22 protein-coding genes and 1 pseudogene are annotated in these 20,378 nt (G+C 61.9%); 9 read left to right on the forward strand and 14 right to left on the reverse strand.

Features of this window, described 5'->3' with window-relative positions; genetic code table 11:
* Positions 1 to 119: 119 nt before the first annotated feature.
* The gene (locus EJ075_RS24655; protein WP_126106100.1) at positions 120 to 962 is read left to right on the forward strand and encodes a DUF1194 domain-containing protein; all 843 of its coding nucleotides are present in this window, start codon (positions 120 to 122) and stop codon (positions 960 to 962) included.
* 48 nt (positions 963 to 1,010) lie between these two features.
* On the opposite strand, the gene EJ075_RS24660 is transcribed toward EJ075_RS24655, so the two are convergent.
* Positions 1,011 to 1,949, reverse strand: a complete 939-nt coding sequence (locus EJ075_RS24660) for a GlxA family transcriptional regulator (protein ID WP_348627380.1) — start codon at positions 1,947 to 1,949, stop codon at positions 1,011 to 1,013.
* 190 nt (positions 1,950 to 2,139) lie between these two features.
* Between EJ075_RS24660 and EJ075_RS33265 the strand changes: the two genes are divergently transcribed.
* Positions 2,140 to 2,604 carry a hypothetical protein gene (locus EJ075_RS33265; protein WP_164546996.1) on the forward strand — a complete coding sequence of 155 codons (465 nt, stop codon included), beginning with the start codon at positions 2,140 to 2,142 and terminating at the stop codon, positions 2,602 to 2,604.
* A gap of 167 nt (positions 2,605 to 2,771) precedes the next feature.
* On the opposite strand, the gene EJ075_RS24670 is transcribed toward EJ075_RS33265, so the two are convergent.
* Entirely contained in the window at positions 2,772 to 2,960 is a 189-nt protein-coding gene (locus EJ075_RS24670) for a hypothetical protein (protein WP_095486713.1), read from the reverse strand.
* Between the two features lie 221 nt (positions 2,961 to 3,181).
* On the opposite strand from EJ075_RS24670, the gene EJ075_RS24675 reads away from it, so the two are divergent.
* Positions 3,182 to 4,081 carry a LysR substrate-binding domain-containing protein gene (locus tag EJ075_RS24675; RefSeq protein ID WP_095486712.1) on the forward strand — a complete coding sequence of 300 codons (900 nt, stop codon included), beginning with the start codon at positions 3,182 to 3,184 and terminating at the stop codon, positions 4,079 to 4,081.
* Between the two features lie 107 nt (positions 4,082 to 4,188).
* Here EJ075_RS24675 and EJ075_RS24680 read toward each other — a convergent pair whose 3' ends face one another.
* The 10 genes from EJ075_RS24680 to EJ075_RS24725 form a co-directional block, all read right to left on the reverse strand.
* Positions 4,189 to 5,172: an alpha/beta hydrolase gene (locus EJ075_RS24680; RefSeq protein ID WP_126106102.1), complete on the reverse strand. Its 984-nt coding sequence runs from the start codon at positions 5,170 to 5,172 to the stop codon at positions 4,189 to 4,191.
* A gap of 263 nt (positions 5,173 to 5,435) precedes the next feature.
* Complete coding sequence (locus EJ075_RS24685; protein WP_126106103.1) at positions 5,436 to 5,621, reverse strand: hypothetical protein; 186 nt, start codon at positions 5,619 to 5,621, stop codon at positions 5,436 to 5,438.
* A 190-nt stretch (positions 5,622 to 5,811) separates the two neighbouring features.
* Positions 5,812 to 7,941, reverse strand: coding sequence for an ASKHA domain-containing protein (locus EJ075_RS24690; protein ID WP_126107443.1), 2,130 nt, complete (start codon positions 7,939 to 7,941; stop codon positions 5,812 to 5,814).
* The gene (locus EJ075_RS24695; protein WP_077383680.1) at positions 7,892 to 8,866 is read right to left on the reverse strand and encodes a methyltetrahydrofolate cobalamin methyltransferase; all 975 of its coding nucleotides are present in this window, start codon (positions 8,864 to 8,866) and stop codon (positions 7,892 to 7,894) included. The genes EJ075_RS24690 and EJ075_RS24695 overlap by 50 nt, the downstream gene beginning before the upstream one ends.
* A 79-nt stretch (positions 8,867 to 8,945) precedes the next feature.
* The gene (locus EJ075_RS24700) at positions 8,946 to 10,037 is read right to left on the reverse strand and encodes a methylenetetrahydrofolate reductase (RefSeq protein ID WP_095486708.1); all 1,092 of its coding nucleotides are present in this window, start codon (positions 10,035 to 10,037) and stop codon (positions 8,946 to 8,948) included.
* Positions 10,034 to 10,633: a methylenetetrahydrofolate reductase C-terminal domain-containing protein gene (locus EJ075_RS24705; RefSeq protein WP_126106104.1), complete on the reverse strand. Its 600-nt coding sequence runs from the start codon at positions 10,631 to 10,633 to the stop codon at positions 10,034 to 10,036. The genes EJ075_RS24700 and EJ075_RS24705 overlap by 4 nt, the downstream gene beginning before the upstream one ends.
* A complete protein-coding gene (locus tag EJ075_RS24710) occupies positions 10,626 to 10,925 on the reverse strand; it encodes a virulence factor (protein WP_126106105.1) in 300 nt (99 codons plus the stop codon). Before EJ075_RS24710 ends, EJ075_RS24705 begins: the two co-directional genes overlap by 8 nt.
* A 248-nt stretch (positions 10,926 to 11,173) precedes the next feature.
* Positions 11,174 to 12,085: a fatty acid desaturase family protein gene (locus tag EJ075_RS24715; protein WP_245458003.1), complete on the reverse strand. Its 912-nt coding sequence runs from the start codon at positions 12,083 to 12,085 to the stop codon at positions 11,174 to 11,176.
* A gap of 46 nt (positions 12,086 to 12,131) precedes the next feature.
* Positions 12,132 to 12,914: a formyl transferase gene (locus EJ075_RS24720; RefSeq protein WP_126106106.1), complete on the reverse strand. Its 783-nt coding sequence runs from the start codon at positions 12,912 to 12,914 to the stop codon at positions 12,132 to 12,134.
* Positions 12,915 to 13,005: 91 nt separating this feature from the next.
* A complete protein-coding gene (locus EJ075_RS24725) occupies positions 13,006 to 13,581 on the reverse strand; it encodes a DUF4893 domain-containing protein (RefSeq protein WP_126106107.1) in 576 nt (191 codons plus the stop codon).
* A 123-nt stretch (positions 13,582 to 13,704) separates the two neighbouring features.
* Between EJ075_RS24725 and EJ075_RS24730 the strand changes: the two are divergent.
* Positions 13,705 to 14,627, forward strand: a pseudogene (locus EJ075_RS24730) (NAD(P)-dependent oxidoreductase).
* A 7-nt stretch (positions 14,628 to 14,634) separates the two neighbouring features.
* Here EJ075_RS24730 and EJ075_RS24735 read toward each other — a convergent pair.
* Positions 14,635 to 15,264, reverse strand: coding sequence for a DUF1638 domain-containing protein (locus EJ075_RS24735; protein ID WP_126106108.1), 630 nt, complete (start codon positions 15,262 to 15,264; stop codon positions 14,635 to 14,637).
* Between the two features lie 56 nt (positions 15,265 to 15,320).
* Between EJ075_RS24735 and EJ075_RS24740 the strand changes: the two genes are divergently transcribed.
* Complete coding sequence (locus EJ075_RS24740) at positions 15,321 to 15,461, forward strand: entericidin A/B family lipoprotein (protein ID WP_126106109.1); 141 nt, start codon at positions 15,321 to 15,323, stop codon at positions 15,459 to 15,461.
* Between the two features lie 273 nt (positions 15,462 to 15,734).
* Complete coding sequence (locus EJ075_RS24745) at positions 15,735 to 15,947, forward strand: hypothetical protein (protein WP_095486756.1); 213 nt, start codon at positions 15,735 to 15,737, stop codon at positions 15,945 to 15,947.
* A 199-nt stretch (positions 15,948 to 16,146) separates the two neighbouring features.
* Here the strand turns inward: EJ075_RS24745 and EJ075_RS24750 are convergent, their stop codons facing one another.
* A complete protein-coding gene (locus tag EJ075_RS24750; protein ID WP_095486700.1) occupies positions 16,147 to 16,845 on the reverse strand; it encodes a B12-binding domain-containing protein in 699 nt (232 codons plus the stop codon).
* A 272-nt stretch (positions 16,846 to 17,117) separates the two neighbouring features.
* Between EJ075_RS24750 and EJ075_RS24755 the strand changes: the two genes are divergently transcribed.
* The 3 genes from EJ075_RS24755 to EJ075_RS24765 all read left to right on the forward strand — a co-directional run bounded on the left by EJ075_RS24755 (position 17,118) and on the right by EJ075_RS24765 (position 20,306).
* On the forward strand, positions 17,118 to 18,692 hold the full coding sequence (locus EJ075_RS24755) for a trimethylamine methyltransferase family protein (RefSeq protein ID WP_126106110.1): 1,575 nt from the start codon (positions 17,118 to 17,120) through the stop codon (positions 18,690 to 18,692).
* 107 nt (positions 18,693 to 18,799) lie between these two features.
* Entirely contained in the window at positions 18,800 to 19,471 is a 672-nt protein-coding gene (locus EJ075_RS24760; RefSeq protein ID WP_126106111.1) for a hypothetical protein, read from the forward strand.
* A gap of 103 nt (positions 19,472 to 19,574) precedes the next feature.
* Positions 19,575 to 20,306 carry a dienelactone hydrolase family protein gene (locus EJ075_RS24765; protein ID WP_126106112.1) on the forward strand — a complete coding sequence of 244 codons (732 nt, stop codon included), beginning with the start codon at positions 19,575 to 19,577 and terminating at the stop codon, positions 20,304 to 20,306.
* The last annotated feature ends 72 nt before the right edge of the window (positions 20,307 to 20,378 follow it).

The following is a 20,378-nucleotide window of genomic DNA, read 5'->3' on the forward strand; positions in this document are numbered from 1 at the left end:
CGATGATGACTTGCCGGGCCGCTACAATGGGGTGGCCTCGCAAAAACGTGAACGCAAGAGCCCAGCCCAGCGCTGGGCTTTTCGCTTTGTGACGCGACGATTCTCGCTTACCTTGCGGCATGTCTGCTTTTCCCCGCGCAAGACATCTCCTCTCTGCTGCCGCTGCGCTGACGCTTGGGCTGGCGCCAGAATCCCGCGCCGCCGAGCCGGTCGACGTCGAGCTGGTTCTTGCCGTTGACGTTTCGCTTTCGATGTCGCCAGCCGAGCTCGAAATCCAGCGTCGCGGCTATGTGGCGGCGCTGACGCATGACACTGTGCTGCAGGCTATCGCCGATGGCGCCTATGGCAAGATTGCCGTCACCTATGTCGAATGGGCCGGCACGACCTGGCAGCATGTCATCGTGCCGTGGACGGTGATCGCCAATCGTGCCGACGCCGAGCGGGTGGTTGAACAGCTCTCCGCCCACGCGCCCAACAGCGCCCGGCGCACCTCGATTTCCGGTGCCTTGCAATTCGGCAGCGATCTTTTCGCCGAAAGCGGCTTTCAGGGCGTCAAGCGCGTCATCGACATTTCAGGCGACGGCCCCAACAATCAAGGTGCTCCTGTCGACGTGGTTCGTGACGGGCTGGTCAAGCAAGGCATCACCATCAATGGCCTGCCGCTGATGACCCGGAGCGGCTTCACCAGCGTTTACGACGTCAACTATCTCGACCGCTACTACACCGACTGCGTCATCGGTGGGCCCGGCGCGTTCATGATCCCGGTCAATGAGTGGACGCAGTTTCCCGAAGCGATCCGCCGCAAGCTGGTGCTCGAGCTTGCCGGGCCTGCGTCACCGCAATGGGCGGCGGACGAAGCGGCGCATCCGCCGGTGGTGCTGGCGCAAGACAAGCCGGCCACCGACTGCCAGGTCGGCGAGAAAATGTGGCGTGACCGAAGCTGGATGTACGACAGCCGCTAGATTTCAAGCGTTCCCCGCCAGAGGCTACGCGCGCAAGATGTTGGCTGTTTACGCGGCCAGCAACTGCTTGCGATCGACGCGCTCCTGCTGCGGCGAGCGCGCATAGAGCTCGCGGTAGCATTTGGAGAAATGCGAGGCAGAGACAAAGCCGCAAGCGACCGCCACCTCGACCACCGGCATCGATGACTGGATCAGCAAGTGCCGGGCCCGATCGAGCCGGATTTCCAGATAGTAGCGGGCAGGGGATCTGCCCATCTCGGTGCGGAACAGGCGCTCGATCTGCCGACGCGACAGGTCGACATGATCGGCGATCTCGATCAGCGACAGCGGCTCGGACAGGTTTGCTTCCATCAATTCGATGATGGTCAGCACTTTGGAGTTCTGCACGCCAAGGCGCGCGCGCAAAGGCAGGCGCTGACGATCGGTCGGGCTGCGCACGCGGTCGGTCAACACTTGCTCGCACACCCGGTTGACGAGATTGTCGTCGAAATCGTCGCCGATCAGCTTCAGCATCATGTCGAGCGCTGCAGTGCCGCCGGCGCAGGTGTAGATGTTCTGGTCGATCTCGAAGAGGTCGGCAAAGACATTGGCCTTCGGGAATGCCTCGGAAAAGCCCGGCAGGTTCTCCCAATGAATGGCGCAGCGCTTGTTGGACAACAGGCCGGCGGCGGCCAATATATGTGCGCCGGTGCATAGGCCGCCGAGGGCGACGCCGCGGTTGTATTCCTCGCGCAGCCAGGCAAAGGCCGATTTGTTCTGGTAGCGCTCGACATTGATGCCGCTGCAGACGACCGCCATGTTCGGCCGTTCGGGGCCAGACATCTTCTTGCGCTCGTCCTCCAGCGAGGTGTTGACGGCGCATTCGACGCCGTTCGAGGCGCGCACCGGCTTGCCGTCGATGCTGGCGAGCCGCCAGCGATAGGCCTCGTAGCCGAGCATTCTGTTGGCCGAACGCAACGGGTCGAGCGCCGTCGCAAAAGCGATCATGGTGAAATCGGGGACCAGGAAGAACACAAACGATCGCTTGATCGGATGATTTACGACGTTCACGGGGTAGCCCTCACGCTGCAATGGCGCGAACAGGATGTCGCGATCAGCATAGCGACATCAGGAAAAACCTTTCCTGTCAATTGGCTAGGCGGCAACGGAAAGACTTTATTTGCGACATGGGTCGCAAATGGGCAATCGCTATGCGGTGACGGATCCAACATGCTGCCGGATTGAGCACATATGCCGGATGTGGTCGGCGCACGACAAAACGCCGCCTCGGCAGGACCGAAGCGGCGCTGTGATCAATTTCGAAGCAGCAGAAAGAAGCGCTGCTCGCAAGCTTGTCAGATCAGGCGACGAAACCAAGACGCGCGGCGGTCATGGCGCCGGTCTGGCCGGGCATGGTGTTGGCAAGGCGCTGGCGCTCGAGCGCGGTCGTCAGGTTCATTTCACGGCGAGCGAAAAGGCGGGCAAAAAGCTTCATGATCATCTCCATTCGGTTGCTCAGACGGGTCGCCTTCGCTTGATGGAGTGGGGCAGCTCGTTTGCTGGCGCTGATATAGGCTTACGTGAGGGGAAACTAAATCGCAAAAGCGAAGCACTTGATATGAAAAGCGACACGGAATGCGACATATTTGGGCATTCCGCCTAAGATTTATGATCACTTACAAGGCGTTAGTTCGAAATGTCGGCTGCTATGCAGCCCCTTCATATGCGCCATGCAGCGGCGACATGGCTCGGAAGGTCATTTGACCACAAATAAAAAGGCCTGCCGGGCAGCGTCTGCGCGGCAGGCCTTCAGCTTTGAATACACACGATCTATTTTGCTCCACCAGCCCAGGATCCGACGCCGTAGCGAGTGGTGGTCTTGGTGTCTGCGGCTTCGGGCCAGCCGATATCCTTCTGCAGTTCGATCGGCAGAGAGCGGATGGCGCGTTCGGTCTGATAGCGGGCGCGGGCCGCGCTGAATTCGGTCGCGATGCGGCCGATGGATGACAGGATGGACATTTCATTCTCCTTTGCGTTGGGCCGGAAGTTTGCCCCGTATGAGAGCTACTTCAGGTTTGTTTCAGCTTCATTTCGTGTCGATTGCAGATCAATGTCACAGTCGTTTCAAGGCGGCCTTCGGTACGTCTGCCTTCGATGGAGTTGACTATCCTCCCAAAGTGATGTTCAATCAAACGAAATGGAATGATGGTTTGCATCAGAAAAATTGAAGGTCGATCCCGATGAACGCCCCACTCAATCATCCGTTGCCGCTGCTTGATCTCGACGTTTTGCGCACTTTCGTGGCGATCGCCGAGACCGGCAGTTTCACCACCGCGGCCAATGCCGTCTTCCGCACGCCGTCGGCTGTTTCCATGCAGATCAAGAAGCTTGAGGATATTCTTGGTCGCTCCGTGTTCGCGCGCGACGCGCGCTCGGTGACGCTGACCACCGATGGCGAGATGCTGCTCGGCTACGCCCGCCGGCTGTTGTCGATCAACCGCGAGGTGGTGTCGAAGTTCATCATCCCCGATATTGTCGGGGTGGTGCGGCTCGGCTCGCCGGACGATTATGGCGAGCGCGTGCTGCCGCATGTGCTGAAGCGTTTTGCGCAGTCGCATCCCTCGATCGCGGTTGACGTCACCATCGACCAGAGCATCAATCTGCGCCGGCGCATGGACGACCGGGCGCTCGACATCACGCTACTCACCAATTCGTACAAGACCAGCGCGCTCGGCGCCGAGGTGCTGCTCACCGAACCGATCGTCTGGGCCGGCGCCAAGGGCGGCTGCGCGCATCTGCGCGAGCCATTGCCGGTGTCATTGTGGGAAGAGGGCTGCGCCTGGCGGGCCGGGGCACTCGAAGCGCTCGGCCGTGAGGGCCGCAACTATCGCGTCGCCTATATGAGCGCGCATACGGCCGGCCAGCGCGCCGCGATCATGTCCGACCTCGCGGTGGCGCCGCTGCCGAAATCGTTCCTCGGCAGCGAGATGGTTGAGCTTTGCCCGAAGGACGGCATGCCGGATATCGGCACCTACAATCTGGCCATGGTCGTGGCGCCGGACGCCAGCGCGCCGGTGAAGGCGGTTGCCGACCACATCCGTGCGACCTTCGAAGTGTTCAGGGAAACCGGCAAGTTCTGACTTAGAGCGCTTTGCGTTTTGGTGGAACCAAAACCGCGCTCCAAGTCTTTGTTTTAACGCATTTTGTCGGACGCCAAACGAAGACGTTTGGCTGCAAAATGCTCTAGCTACGACCTCAACGGCGCAGCCAGGTCGTGAGCGGGGTCGCTACGACCTGTCCTTTGCAGTGCCAATTCGCCGGCTTTGGCGTGATAGCTTTCGGTGTCGCTGGTCAGGAACGTCACGATGCTGTCCCGCGCGCGCCGCGCTTCTGGCATGTCGATCAGTGGCCAGACATGGAACATGCCTTGCTCGTGCACGACCTCTATCTCGACACCGGCGGCACGGGCCTTTTGCGCGAAGATCAGATTGTCGGGGGTTAGCATATCGCGTGAACCGGTCAGAAGCAGCGTTTTTGGCAACACCGAGAGGTCGCCGTAAAGCGGGCTGATGCGCCAGTCACTGGGATTTATGCCGGCACTGTAGAGCCGGACTGCCTCCAGCCCGCCCGGAATTCCCAGCCATGGATCGTAGCGTTCCGCCTCGAACACTTCGGGGTTGGCGAGCGACAAGTCGAGGCCGGGCGAAATCAGCACATGGCGCGACGGTAAGGGCTGGGCGTCTTCCGCGGCCATCATGGTCAGCACCACGGCCATGTTGCCGCCGGCGGAATCGCCCATGAAGACGATGTCCTGCGCTTCCGTTTCATCGAGCATCTGGCGGTAGACCTCGCCGACCATGCCGAACATGGCGTGGAAATCGTGTTCGGGAGCAATGGGATAGATCGGCACGGTGATGCCGAAGCCCAACCGTTCGGCCATATCGGCGATCAGTCCCCAGTGATAGGACGTGATTTGAAAGACATAGGCGCCGCCATGCAGGTAGAGGATCCGCTTTCGCACTCCGGCCTTCGGCGCGATCTCGTAGACGGGAAAGCCGTCCACGCTGCGCGTCGTGATCTCGAAACGCTGATGCAGCGATGCGGGTGGCTGATGATTCTCCGTCTTGCGCGCATACGCGATCCAGCGCTGCAGGTTTTCCGGGCTGGAAAAGGCCTGCTTGCGGCTATGCCTGAGCACGAAGGACACGACGTGGCTTTTGAGACTTGGCATGCGGACACACGGACTTCGGCTGAGCCGACTAAGAGAACCCCTCGCTATCGAAGATCGTGCCTTCGCCCCAAATGTCAAGATTTGCGCAGTCTTAACTCGGCGGTGTGATCTGGCTGGCAATCAAGGCCAGCGTTCAGTCGTGGCTCGCTGCAATGCTCAGCGCCGGGGCAGCAGTGCGGCGCGCAGTCGACGGTCGCTTGCCGCCGGAGCCGCATGACGGCTCCGGCGCTTGGCCAGCAGCTTGCATTTGTCGGCGAAGGTCATCAGCGCGCCGAACCCAGAAGCAGAGCCGAGAAGGTGACCTGCGGGTCTTCGCTCGGCGACACGGGCCAGCCGATGTCCCTCTGAATTTCGGGCGGCAGGCTGTTCAGCGCCCGGACGGACTTGTTCCTTTTGTGTGCATTCCTGATGGCCATACCATAGCGGCCGAGGTTTTCGAACATCGACATCTTCATCTCCCTTGGAGTGCTGCGGCGGCCGAAAATTATTTCCTGCCTGCCGTCCGATGCCGGTTAAATGCGCCGCACATGTATCTGGTGGATTACACGAAAACAGCGCCTTGTTTCAGTTTGGGCTGATCCGGAAACATTTGCATGCAAACGAGAATGAGGGCGAAATGCAGCTTTCGCCGGCGGGACGTTACCCCCGGCCGCGCCGCGCCGCGTGGCCTTCGCGCGAACGTCGCCGCGGGGCGGCATCGCCGGCAATGCCGTCCTCGCTGACCGTCTTGCGCGGCGGCAGCTTCACCGCCGCCGACAGTTTCGGGAACGGGTCGACCTTGTTCGGCAGCGCCATGGCGTAGACGAAATGTTCCTGGAATTTCGGCTCCAGCGCGGTCTCGATCTTCTCGATCTGGCTCACTGTTTCCTCGATCTCGCGGCGATAGCCGCGATTGAGCAGCGCCATGCGCGCACCGGCGCCGGCGGCGTTGCCGACGGCCGAGACCTTGTCGAGATCGCAATCGGGGATCAGTCCCAGCACCATGGCGTATTTCGGATCGATGAAGGAGCCGAAGGCGCCGGCGAAATGGATGCGGTCGACATGATCGGTGTGCTGCTTTTCCATCAACAGCTTGGTGCCGGCATAAAGCGCGGCCTTGGCGAGCTGGATGGCGCGCACGTCGGTCTGGGTGATGGTGATCCTCGGCTCGCCTTCCTTCAGCACATAGGAGAAGGTGCGGCCACTGGCAGTGACGCGCGGCGAGCGGGCGGAGAGGCTGCCGTCGACCACGCCGTCCTCGGAGATGATGCCGGCCAGATACATCTCGGCGACCACCTCGATGATGCCGGAGCCGCATATGCCGGTGACGCCGGTCGCCTGCACGCTGTCGAGGAAGCCGGGCTCGTCGGACCACAGTTCCGAGCCGATGACGCGGTATTTCGGCTCCAGCGTGTCGGGATCGATGCGGACGCGCTCGATGGCGCCGGGCGCCGCGCGTTGGCCGCCGGAGATTTCCGCCCCCTCAAAGGCCGGGCCGGTGGGCGAGGAGGCCGCCACGACCCGCTGACGATTGCCGAGCACGATCTCGGCATTTGTGCCGACGTCGACGATCAGCATCATCTCGTCCTGGCGATGCGGCCCTTCCGACAGCGTCACCGCAGCCGCGTCGGCACCGACATGGCCGGCGATGCAAGGCAGCATATAGAGCCTAGCGCCCTGGTTGAGCTTCAGGCCGATATCCGACGCCTTGATATGCACGGCGCCCGAGACGGCCAGCGCGAAGGGCGCGCCGCCGAGTTCGGTCGGGTCGATGCCGAGGAACAGGTGATGCATGATCGGATTGCCGACGAAGACGGAATCCAGGATGTCGTTGCGCTGGACGTTGCCTTCCGCGCAGACCTTGTCGACGAGACCCGAGATCGCCTCGCGCACCGCAACCGTCATGCCTTCGCGGCCGTCCGGGTTCATCATCACATAGGAGACGCGGCTCATCAGATCCTCGCCGAAGCGAATCTGCGGGTTCGACGTGCCCGACGAGGCAGCGACGCGGCCCGACAGCAGCGACACCAGATGCATGGCGATGGTGGTCGAGCCGATATCGCAGGCAAGCCCGTAGGCCTCGTTCTTGAGACCGGGCCACAAAGAGATGACCCGCGCGGTCTCGCTGTCGGCATCCTTGTGGATCGCGGCGGTCGCGGTCCAGTTGCCTTTGCGCAAGATGCCTTGGACCTGCGGCAACAGATGGAAGTCGAAATCGAGGCTCTTGAGCCCCCAGTCCTTCATCAGCGCGATCTTCAGGCGATCGAGATCGCCTGATGGATTGTGCATGTCGGGCTCTTCAATCTCGACATAGCACATGTGGATTGCCGAATCGCGGGCGATGACCCTGGTGTCGGCGTCCTTGCGGATGGTCTGCGCGTTGATGACCGTGTCCTGCGGCACGTCGACGACGAGATCGCCGAGGATCTGCGCCGAGCAGGACAGGCGGCGCCGTTCGGGAAGGCCGCGCACGCGTTCGTAGCGCTCTTCCTTGGCGCCCTTGGGCGAGATGTGGTCATTGGAAGAGACGATCTTGTGCTTGGCGAAGTTGCCTTCCTGCACCTCGACCTGACAGCGCCCGCAAGTGGCGCGTCCGCCGCACACGCTCTCGACATAGACGCCGAGCTGGCGCGCGGCATCGAGCACCGGCGTGCCGACCGGAAACCGCCCGCGCTTGCCGGACGGCATGAACAGCACGAGCGGATCGGTGATGTTGGCAGGAGAGTTCACGATTGCGCGCTTATCCTCGGGCCATACGGGCTTCACGGCCACCGCGCCGGCGGCCGCCATTGCCATTGCCTTCGCCCGGCGCGTTGACTTGCGTCGGCGCTGCGATCGCCTGGCCGCCTTCGGCCGGCTTGTAGTCCTTGTAGGTCCTGATCCAGTTGGTGCAGTTCTCGTCGGTGCCGTTCAGCACGTTGGCGCCGCGTACCGCTTCCATCTCCTGCGGTCGCACCGGATTCATGATCGCCGAGGTCATGCCGGCGCCGATCACCATCGGGATGAAGGCGGCGTTGATGCCGTGGCGGTGCGGCAGGCCGAACGAGATGTTGGAGAGGCCGCAGGTTGTGTTGACCTTGAGCTCTTCACGCAGCCGGCGCAGGAGGGCAAAGACCTGGCGGCCGGCGTCGCCCAGCGCGCCGATCGGCATAACCAGCGGGTCGACGACAACATCGTGCGCCGGAATGCCGAAATCGGCGCAGCGCTCGACGATCTTCTTGGCGACGGCGAAGCGCACGTCCGGATCCATCGAAATGCCGGTCTCGTCGTTGGAGATGGCGACCACCGGAACGTTGTATTTCTTGACCAGCGGCAAGATGGCTTCGAGCTTTTCTTCCTCGCCGGTGACGGAGTTGACCAGCGGCCGGCCCTTGGCGACCTTGAGCGCCGCCTCGATCGCGGCGGTCACCGAACTGTCGATCGACAGCGGCAGGTCGACCAGTCCCTGCACGATCTCCAGCGTCTGCACCAGCAGGCCGGGTTCGGTCTCGTTCGGATTGACAGAGGTGACGCCTGCATTGACGTCGAGCATGGTCGCGCCGCAGGCGGCCTGTTCCAGCGCGTCCCTGATGACAGTGTCGAAATTGCCCGCGATCATCTCGGCGGCGAGCTTCTTGCGCCCGGTCGGATTGATGCGTTCGCCGATCACGCAGAAGGGCTGGTCAAAGCCGATAATGATTTCTCGTGTCGCCGAGGCGACGATCGTCCGGGTCATGAAATCTCTCCGTCGTGATATAAAGACTTCTTTATATCGTTTCTGATTTCGATCAAGCGAATGGTGACCGTCCGCGCCATCAATGCGCGGTCTTGACCATGTCGACCTGCGTTTCGGTGATCTCGTCGTGCAATATGTGGTCTAGACGGTCGGCGACGAGCTGGTCGTCGCGGCGGATTTCGCGTTTCCAGGGCTGGCGGCCCTTCAGCACGCCCGATTCATCGACAATCTCGGCGACATATTCCTCCTGGCGATAGGCCATAACATGGACGCCGGAGACGCCGGGGATTTCCTTCACCTCGTTGATGATGTCGATGCAGAGCTGTTTGCCTTCCTTCTTCTGATCCTGGGCGCCTTCCAGTCGCTTGACGATCTGATCGGGGATATGAATGCCCGGCACGTTGGAGCGGATCCATTTGGCGGTCTTGGCCGAGGCCAGCGGTCCGACCCCGCACAGGATGAAGCATTTTTCCGTAAAACCGAGGTCCCGGATCTGCTGCATGTAGGTGCGAAACATCGGCACGTCGAAACAGTATTGGCTTTGCACGAATTGGGCACCGGCGGCGATCTTCTTGCCCAGCCGGTAGGGGCGGAAATCGATCGGCGGCGCGAACGGGTTGATCGCCGCACCGAGGAAAAGCTGCGGCGGCGTCGTCAGCTTGCGGCCGGACAGGAATTTGCCGTTGTCGCGCATGATGCGGCAGGTTTCGAGAAGCGACATGCAATCGAGATCGAACACCGGCTTGGCGCCGGGCTGGTCGCCGGCCTGCACGCCGTCGCCTGTCAGGCACAGCATGTTGGCGACGCCCATCGCCGCCCCGCCCAGCACGTCGCCCTGAATGGCGATGCGGTTCCTGTCGCGGCAGGCGATCTGCATGATCGGGGCATAGCCCATGCGGGTCAGCAGCGCACAGATCCCGACCGAGGACATGTGGCAGTTGGCGCCCGACGCGTCGACGGCGTTGATGGCGTCGACCCAGCCGTCGAAGATTTTGGCGCGGTTGTAGACATCTTCCGGATCGGCGCTGTCGGGCGGGTTGAGCTCGGTGGTCACCGCGAACTCACCGCGCCTCAGGACGCGCTCCAAGCGTCCGCGCGACGTGTGGCCGGGCAGGGGCTCAAGCGGCAGATGAATGCCGGCCGGGTTCTCGTCGCGCTGGCGGCCGATCATGTCGATGCCCCGGTATTCGGAGCGTTGCGGGTGGCTTCGCGCGCGGCTGCGGCCTGCGCGGTCACCCGCAGCCATGCCGAGGTTTCGCGCAGCGACTGGTCGACCGGCTTCTGCACGTCGAGGATCTTGTCGCCATGCTTCATGTTGCGTGAGCCTTCCCAGGCCTTGACCCAGACGCAGGGCATATCAGGCTCGACCTCGCAATTGCCGTTGGCACGCACGCCGCCGCAAGGGCCGTTGCGCAATTGCTTGGGGCAATTCATCGGGCACGACATGCCAGTGGAGGAAAGGATGCACTGGCCGCACATGCGGCAATCGAACATAAAACCCTTGACGCGTTTTTCGACGAATTTGATCGGGGCTTCGACGCGGCCGTAACCGATGCCCTTCCACAGCGGGTGGAGAGTCAAGAACATGTCGGCGAACCTGGCGTAGAACCATTCGAGCAATCGCGAATGCCGCACGGACCACAGCCTGACCGCGAACGAGCGCTGCACGCGCCGCTGCGGCGACACGTCGGCCGGCTTGTAGTCGGATTTCGGCGCTGCCTTCTTGACCAAAGTGGCCTGGGTAACCGCCGGGGTCGTTTCAGACATCTTTTCCGCCCGCCTTGACCAGAGCGACCAGCCGCTCGCGGTCGTATTTCGCGTCGAGATCCTGAAAGGCTTTTTCAGCCTCGCCTTCAAGATCGTCGCTGACCGGCACGGGGTCGGCCTTGCGCCATTCGGCCAGGTAGTCGTCGGTGCCGCCGGCGCCGGTGCGCATCGCGCACATGTCGATCGCCTCGGTGAAGCGCAGCGGCAGTTCGCGCTTGGCGTTCTGCCGGCCCTTCTTGACGATGACCTGGGCGGGGATGTCGCGCCAGTAGACGACGATCAGATCGGCCATGAATTCTTACTCCTCGCGCATGACCCCGAAAATCGGAATCGATTTTCGGAAAGGATCATGCGCCAACTCAAAGTGCTACAGCGTCCTTTGCGCGTCCAAGAGGACGCGCGGCGCTGTAGTGACCTTGAGCATTGCCGGAAGCGCTGTTGGGCTGCTTGTTATGGGACGACGCGCGCGCATTCAAAAACGACGCAATTGGAGGCTGCAAAAGGAAAGGTAAGAGTTTTCGATATTTGGCTTTGTTTGGATCAGCCGCCGCGACGATCGAAGCTGCCGACGAGCTTCCTGTGGAAGCGAACGTAGCCTCGCTCGGTCGTGCGCAGATGCTCGGCGATGATCTGGTGGAAACGCGGCAGGCGGTGAAAGGGAACGGCCGGATAGGAGTGATGCTCGGAATGGTAAGGCATGTTCCACGCGACGAAGCGCACAAGCCTTGTAGTAAAGGTGGTGCGGGTGTTTTCGAGCATGTTGGCGACATGCGGGCATAGTGCGTGCTCGGCCAGCAGATAGGCCCGCAAAAAGGGTTGGCCAACGAGCACCGGCACAATCCAGACCCACAGCAGCAGCGCCGACTGCGCGACCAGCGAGGCCACCAGCAGCACCGCATAGGCGATCAGGAACCAACGTGCTTCCGAAATCACCTTGTCGCGGCCCTTTTCCGGCACGAAGCCGTCGCGGTTGCGGCCGGCGGCGTTGACGACAATCACGCGCGTCATGCCGCTCCAATAGGGGAGGCCGGAGAGATAGCGCAAATACTGGGCGATGGTCTCCGGTTTCGGGCTCATCAGTTCGGGATCATTGTCCGGATCGTGCGTGTGTCGGTGGTGCGCGAAATGGAAATAGCGGAACCAGACCGGCGGTAGCAGGATTAGGAAGCCGGTCACGGTGGCGATGGCGCGATTGAGCCACGCTGTCCTGAAAGCGGTTTCGTGGATGGTCTCGTGCAACAGCGTGAAGAAGAAGACGATCAGGATCCCCTGCGGCAGCATAATAATGGGCCAGAATGGGATGCGGGCGGTGATCAGCGCGCCCAGCACGACAACCAGTCCGCCATGGACAGCCAGCCGGACAATGCCGGGCCTATCCAGCTTGGCGGTGAGGTCGCGACGATCCTCGACCGACAGACCGGCGATAATGGTGCGGTGGTCGATTTCGCTCATGCCTGCAAGCTTATCGCCGAGGCGCTGTCCGGTAAATCGGCGCTCCTTACCAGACGCCGGTTTTTACGCCGGTCCAGAGGTAGAACCAGATCGTCGGATGATACCATTGTTTGGAAGGCAGGCCGGGATCTGAGGTGGCAAGCTTGTCGGCCAGCGCATCCCTGACCGCCTCGACGCAGATGTCGCGTGAGAATGCCGCCTGCCGCAGCGCATAGCTTGAAATCGTATCGCCTGCCTCAGGCTTGCCGCGCACCTGCCGCAGCACGCCGCCGGTGTCGACGCCGGCGTCGACCAAATGCACGGTGGTGCCGAAGTTCTCCGCATCGCCGGAGGCCAACGCCCAGTAGCCGCCATTCATGCCGCGATACTTCGGAGCGATGCCGGCATGGTAATTGAGGACCGGGCAAGGGATTTTCGCCAGCGTCTGCCTCGACAGCAGGCGGCAGCCGGCGAGCAGCACGACGCCGGGCTGGATTTCCCTGATCGCCTGCAGGCACTCCGGCGCATTGGCCGAGGGAACGTGGATGATCGCCTGTCCGGGCCCGGCTTCGGTTTGCAGCTTCTGTTCGGCGATGATGCGGGCTGCATGCCCGGCGAAAAACCGCTTGCCGAGCCGCGTCAGCACCATTGTGCCGAGCTGCCCGATGGCCTGTAGCCAGCCTTGGCGCCGCGCGCGCCCGAGCAGCAATTGCTTTTTGGATTCAGGGCTTTCGAGGATGACGCTCACCGGCCCGAGTCGGTCAGAGATGGCGTTGACGATGGCCCAGATATGCGGTCCGCCTTCGGTGACGACGACGATCGGCCGCGGATTTGATTTCAACGGTTCCATGTTTGTGCCGCCCCGAAAAGACCTGCTCTCAGCGGGCGGGATGCTAGGCCGGTCGGGTTAATCGTTGGTGATCGGAACCAGGGCCGCAGGCTCAGCGCTTGAATTCAAGGATGTCGAGCTTCGATTCGTGATAGGGCGCCGGGAACTCGATGCGCCATTCGTTGACGCTGTTGCGAAAGGCGTAGCCGACCTGATCGCTTTGTGGGCCGCTGCCATAGGGTTTCGCGGGATCGTTGTTGACGGAGAAGGAGCCGAGATAGATCGAGCGCTTTTCGCCGTCGTCGAAGAAACGGCCCTTGGTGCGCTGCGAGCCGGTGATTTTTTCCAGCATCCAGCCCGAACCATCGTCGCTCACCTTGCACTTGAACCAGCCATAGATGACGAGCGGGCTTAGTCCGCCAGCCTTGATGGTGCGGCATTGCCAGTTGCCGGTCAGGTCCTTGTCGGAAAACGAGACCAGCGGCTTTGCCAGCAAGGCGTCGAGCTGCTTGACCTCGGCGGCGTCGCAGGTCTTGGCTTCATCAAGGGCGGCCTTACGCGTCTCATCATATTTGTCGAGCCGCACCTTGTCGGCAGACGTGATCAGCTTCTGCACCTCGCCATCGGCGAGCGCGGGCAGGGCGAAACAGACAACGCCTGCTGCGGCAATCAAGAGGCGAGCGATCATCGGTGCGTTTCCTAGTCGATAGCTGGAACAGCCTGTTTTCTCGTTTGGCATACAACTTACCCGTTCGCAGCGGCCTGTCATCCGTGCTTAACAGCGGTCAGGTTAAAAATCGTGGTTTCGCCGATGCGGATCTTGCTTACGGGATCGTCAGGCTGGCTGGGTAGCGCGCTCGCGCCGCGCCTGCGGGCCCTTGGCCATGACCTCGTCGGCCTCGATCCCGTCCCGTCGGTGCAAACGCAGGTGATCGGCTCGGTCGCCGACCGTGATCTGGTCATGCAGACGGTCAGCAAAAATCACATCGAGGCGATCATCCACAGCGGCGCGCTGCACAAGCCTGACATCGAACACAACCGCAATGAGGATTTCATCGAGACGAATGTGCGCGGCACGCTCAACCTGCTCGATGCGGCGGTGGCATCAGGCATTCAGCGCTTCGTCTTCACGTCGACGACCTCGCTGATGATCTCGAAAGCCATACGCGCCGGCTTGACCGGCGGTGCGCGCAAGGCCGCCTGGCTGACGGAAGACATGTCGCCCGAGCCGCGCAACATCTACGGCGTCACCAAGCTTTCGGCCGAACATCTTTGCCGCCTCTATCAATTCAGTCCGGACTGCCGGTGATCGTGCTGCGCACCGCACGGTTTTTTCCCGAGGCAGACGATATGGCGCATGCGATCGAGCAGTCGGACGCCAACACCAAGGCCAATGAGCTGTTGTTTCGCCGGCTGACCGTGGAAGATGCCGCCGAGGCTCATATCGCGGCGCTGGAGAAGGCGCCACAGCTGGGCTTCGACATCTTCATCGTCTCGGCGCCGACGCCGTTCCGGCCCGACGATTGCGCGGCATTGATCGCCGACGCACGATCCGTCGTCGCGCGTTATTTTCCGGAGTTTCCGGCGCTCTATGCGCGGAAAGGCTGGACGATGTTTTCCTCGATCGACCGTGTCTACGACGCCTCGCGGGCGCGGGACAGGCTGGGCTTCGTCTGCAAGACGAGCTTTGCCGATGTGCTCGCCGCGCTCGCGGCGGAAGAAGGGGCCGCCTGATCGAACGTCAGGCGTGTGCCGCAGCGCTGGCCAGTTCCGTCGTCAGGTCGCCATAGCCGGTCGAGCGGCGCTCATAGGCGAGGCCGAGCATTTTTGCGGCCTGCTCGGCGACCTTGTCGAGTTCCGGGTCGTCGGTCTGGGCGATATAGACCAGCTTCTCGTAATTGCCGAAATAGTCCTTGATCAGCTCCGGATGCCTGTCGAGGCCGAGCGGCTTCATGAAGAAGGCGTCGAACTGGCGGCACAGGAAGTCGGTCATGTAGAACGACATCATGTCATCGTCGGCGACCTTCGCGTAGGCATCCATGCCCTGATAGAAGGCAAAGCAATGCGGCCCGACTATGCGCTCGACGCCATGCTTTTCGCAGACGCGGTCAAGCAGGCCGCCGGTGCCGCAATCGGCGTAGCCGACGAAGATGTTTCTGTAGCCGTCCGCCTTGGCCTTCCCGATTGCCTTGTCCATGGCCGGTGCGATGCGGTCCGGGTAGAAATGGAACTCCGCCGGCAGGCAGGTCAGGTCGAGATGGTCGAGCCCCAGCTGCTCCTTGACGGCCAGAATTTCGCGCGCAATCATCCCACAGGCGATGACGAGCAGCCTGTCGCCTTGATCGGCTTGTGGTTTTCGCACGGCGCTCATAGAACCGGTTTCGTTGCTATTGGTTTCGAATCTATCGAACGAGGGAGACACCGTCCATGAAACTGTTGCGCCTTACACCCATCGCCATCCTCGCTTGCGCCCTGGCACTTTCGGCCTGCGCCAACACCGTCCGCGGCGTCGGCAAGGATGTCAAGTCGACAGCCAACGCGGTTGAGGACACCGTCAACAACCCCTGATCCGCAATTTTACCAAAGCGCATCGCGATCAACATAGTTCAAGCAATGCGCGTTAAGTCCTTGTAACATTTGGGAACAACAAAGTCGCGCTGCAAGGCGCGGCTCGATTTATTGTGCATGCCGAATTCGCCGAGATCAGGCCGAAGCGCGGACGTCGTGTCCGCCTGTTGCAATTGTTTTCTTCGGGGCGGGCACGAAAAGTTGACTTTTCGCGCAGGGGATATGCCGTTACCCTTTTCTAGTACCCTCAACAACGAAACTAGGAGCCATAGGATGAAGACCGCTCTCTTAGTTGTCGCCGCTCTGGGCCTTTCGGTGTCCGGCGCCGCAGCGGAATGTGTTGGCCACACTAAAACGACGGCTTCCGTAGATCAGCAAACCAAAGCTGCAAGCGTGGATCAGCAAACCAAAGTCGCAAGCATCGCAAATACGACAACTGCCGACACGCCGGTCCTGAAAAAGGAAGAGGCGAAAGAGTCGGAATAAGCGCTTCAACCCGCTCGAACGCTCCGAGCAAGGCTTGCCGCGCTCAAAGTCGCGTTCAAAGATTTCATCGGGTATGTTCGCTACGCCGATCGCTGTCGCTTGCTGATGTTTTGACATGCCAGCGTTACGCGCCGCATCGGCCTGTATCATAGCATAAGTACGGGCTTCCGTACTTATGCTCCTGTCTTCGCTCGCCAGTTCAGGCCGAAGCGCGGACGTTGTGCTTGCGCTTCATGAAGTCCTTGGCGGTCTCGACCGCCACGGCGGCGTCGCGGCAATAGGCGTCGGCGCCGACGGCCTTGCCGAACTCCTCGTTGAGCGGCGCGCCGCCGACCAGCACGACATAGTCGTCGCGGATGCCCTTTTCCTTCATCGTGTCGATGACGACCTTCATGTAGGGCATGGTCGTCGTCAGCAGCGCTGACATGCCGATGATGTCGGGCTGGTGCTGCTCGATGGCGTCGAGATATTTTTCCACCGCATTGTTGATGCCGAGGTCGATGACGTCGAAGCCGGCGCCCTCCATCATCATGCCGACAAGGTTCTTGCCGATGTCGTGGATGTCGCCCTTGACGGTGCCGATCACCATCTTGCCCTGCTTAGGCGCGCCGGTGGCGGCGAGCAGCGGACGCAGGATGAACATGCCGGCCTTCATCGCGTTGGCGGACAACAGCACTTCCGGCACGAACAGGATGCCGTCGCGAAAATCCTCGCCGACGATGCGCATGCCTTCGACCAGTGCCTCGGTCAGCACCTTGTAAGGCGCCCAGCCGCGCTCGAGAAGGATATTGGTGCCTTCCTCGATCTCTTCCTTCAGCCCGTCATAAAGGTCGTCGTGCATCTGCTGCACGAGCTCGTCGTCGGAAAGCTCGGAAAGGATGATCTCGTCGTCGGCCATTTTTAATCCAGCTCCTTGCCGCACGGATACAGTTGCGGGGCCTCAAATATCACGTCAATACCTAACCCGCTACAGCCTTGCGTCCATAGCTGATTTGCGACTTCCCGCAAAAGGAAAGCGACCGCAAATCTATTGGAATTCTTGTCGATTTTGCGACAGGCGTTGGCGCTGGCGGGCCGTTTCGAATAGGGTGCGTGGCTACGATCCGGCCAGAAGGCGCAATTATGCGGCCGTAATAATTATGCCAGAACAAAAGTCAGGGAAGAACGATCATGAGTGAGAACGCGCCGGTCGACCAGGAAGCGTCAAACGCGCGGCGCGGACGTGCCGCCAGCGGTGGTGCCGCTGCCCGGCGGGCAGCGCGCTCGGGTGGCGGCCCCGGCACCCAGCTCACCTACATCAAGCGCAAGATCAACGTCTATGAGGTGCTGGACGAGGAAGGGCTGGCGCTGATCGAGAAAAACACCGACACGGTGCTCGAAGAGATCGGCATCATCTTTCGCGACGACGCCGAGGCGCTGCAGCTGTGGAAAGAGGCCGGCGCCGACGTCAAGGGCGAGCGCGTGCATTTCCCGAAAGGCCTCTGCCGCTCGCTGTTGAAGACAGCGCCGTCCACCTATACCCAGCACGCCCGCAATGCCGAGCGCTCAGTGCAGATCGGTGGCAACGCCACCGTTTTCGCGCCGGTCTACGGACCACCCTTCGTGCGCGACCTCGACGGCGTCAGGCGCTATGCAACGATCGAGGATTTCCGCAATTTCGTGAAGCTCGCCTATATGGCGCCGTCGATCCACCATTCGGGCGGCACGGTATGCGAGCCGGTCGACGTGCCGGTCAACAAGCGCCATCTCGACATGATCTACAGCCATATCAAATATTCGGACAAGCCGTTCATGGGCTCGGTCACCGCGCCGGAGCGCGCCGAGGACACGGTGGCGATGGCAAAAATCGTGTTCGGCGACGATTTCGTCGAGAACAACACGGTGCTGACCAGCCTGATCAACGCCAATTCGCCGATGGTGTTCGATGAGACCATGCTGGGGGCGCTGAAGGTCTATTCGCGCCACAACCAGGCCTGCATTGTCACGCCGTTCATCCTCGCCGGCGCGATGAGCCCGGTGACGGTCGCCGGCACGCTGACGCAGGTTTTGGCCGAAGTGCTGGCCGGCGCGTCGTTCACGCAGTTGATCCGGCCGGGCGCACCGGTGCTGTTCGGCACCTTCGCGTCGTCGATCTCGATGCAGTCGGGCGCGCCGACCTTCGGCACGCCGGAACCGTCGCTGGTTTCCTATGGCGCGGCACAGCTCGCGCGTCGGCTTGGCCTGCCGTTCCGCACCGGCGGCTCGCTCTGCGCTTCGAAAATCCCGGACGCGCAGGCGGCCTATGAGAGCGCCAACACGCTGAACTCGACGATCCTCGCCGGCACCAATTTCGTGCTGCATTCGGCCGGCTGGCTCGAGGGCGGGCTCGCCTCCTGCTACGAAAAGTTCATGATGGACATCGACCAGCTCGGCATGACGCAGAAGTTCTCCGAAGGCGTCGACCTGTCGGAAAACGGCCAAGCGATGGACGCCATCCGCCAGGTCGGTCCAGGCAGCCATTATCTCGGCTGTGACCACACCCAGGCCAATTTCCAGACCGCCTTCTACCGTTCCAACATCGCCGACAACAATTCCTACGAGCAGTGGCTGGCCGAGGGCGAAAAAACCGCGCCGCAGCGCGCCAACGAACTCGCCCGCCGCTGGTTGGAAAGCTACGAGGCGCCGCATCTCGATCAGGGTATCGACGACGGGCTGAAGGACTTCATCGGCAGGAAGAAGGCGTCGATGGCCGACGCCTTCACCTGAAAGGAGCCCGAGTCAGGCGGGGCTAAAGTCGCCAACATCATCCACAAGGAAGTCTGGCGGAGCGCCTTCTCCGATTCGGATAAGAAGGGGTGACTCCTGCGCGCAGCATGATCGAATCCATCGCGGCCGCGCTTTTCGCCCACGGACTTATCCTGCGCGGCGGCTTCAATTTTGCAGGCGGTGAGGAAGCACCTTTCGGTCTCTCCGGCGCTGCCGCCAGATCCGTCCTGCTGGTGGGGCAGGCGGGCGCCGCGCCATGGCCGCGTTTCCTACGCTGGCGGGAAAATCAATCGCGGAACATCGGCGACCCGCTCGACACGTGGTCTCGCGAAGTGATCGGTGCGGTGGCGAACGACTTCGGCGCGCGTGCCGTGTCACCGTCCGACAAGCCATATCTGCCGTTCCAGCAATGGGCGATGCGGGCGGAGGGCTTGCGGCCGTCGCCGCTCGGCATCCTCATGCATCCGCAATACGGGCTCTGGCACGCCTATCGCGGCGCGCTGCTGTTCGACCACGAGATTGCGCTTCACGAACCTCGCGGCGTGCTTCACCTTTGCGATGCATGTGTCGACAAACCTTGCCTGAAATCCTGTCCGGTCGATGCGTATTCCGCGGATGGTTTCGCGCATGAAACGTGTCTGGCGCATGTGCGTGGGCAAAACGGCGCGCCTTGCCGAACCGGCGGCTGTCTCGACCGCAACGCCTGTCCCTACGGCACGGCCTATCGCTATCCCCCAGAGGCTCAAGCTTTTCACATGGCGGCGTTTGCGCGTCTGTAGCATCGCCGAATGCCGCACGGAATCTTGAATGCGGTTGCCTCATTACGACTTGCCCTGACGGACTGCGCGGATATCTATCGCACGACAAGTCAAAGGAGTGGTGATGGCGAAGCGGGACATTCAGATCAAAACCAGCGACGGCTTGGCAAAAGCCGGTCTGTTCCGCTCGGCAGCCCCGGCCAAGGCCGCAATCATCCTCTATATGGACGCTTTTGGCCCGCGGCCGGCGCTCGACCAAATGGCGGAACGGCTTGCAGGCGACAATTACGCGGTATTGGTCCCGGACCTTTTCTACCGCAACGCGCCCTACGGCCCTTTCGAGGCCAAGACCGCATTCAGCGACGAGAAGCGCAAGGCCGTCATCACGGGTCTTCTCAGCGGCACGACCCAGGACATGACCATCCGCGACAGCGGCGCTTTCCTCGATGCGCTCGATGCCGAAGGCGTGGCCGGACCAGTCGGCGCCGTCGGCTATTGCATGGGCGGAGCGCGGGCGCTGAATGCAGCCGCGGCCTATCCCGACCGCATCGTTGCCGCCGCCAGTTTCCATGGCGGCAATCTGGCGAGCGATGCTGCCGACAGCCCGCATCGGAAGGCTGTGTCGATCAAGGCGCGGGTCTATGTCGGCACGGCTGGTGTGGACCGCAGCTTCCCACCCGAACAGTCGGCGCGGCTGGCCGAAGCGCTGCGCACGGCCGAGGTCGACCACGTCATCGAAAACTATGCCGGCATGGCGCATGGCTGGTGCGTGCCGGACCACAGCGCCTTCGATGCAACCGGCGCTGAGCGCCACTGGAAGCGGCTGACGACGCTGTTCGCGGAGACGCTCGGGTAGGGCGCAGATGGTCTTCAAGTGACCGCCTCCCAAAAAATTTCTTCCATCACCCCAAGGAATCGCCATTAGCCT

The organism is Mesorhizobium sp. M6A.T.Cr.TU.016.01.1.1 (genome assembly GCF_003952585.1).
GTDB classification, from domain to species: domain Bacteria; phylum Pseudomonadota; class Alphaproteobacteria; order Rhizobiales; family Rhizobiaceae; genus Mesorhizobium; species Mesorhizobium mediterraneum.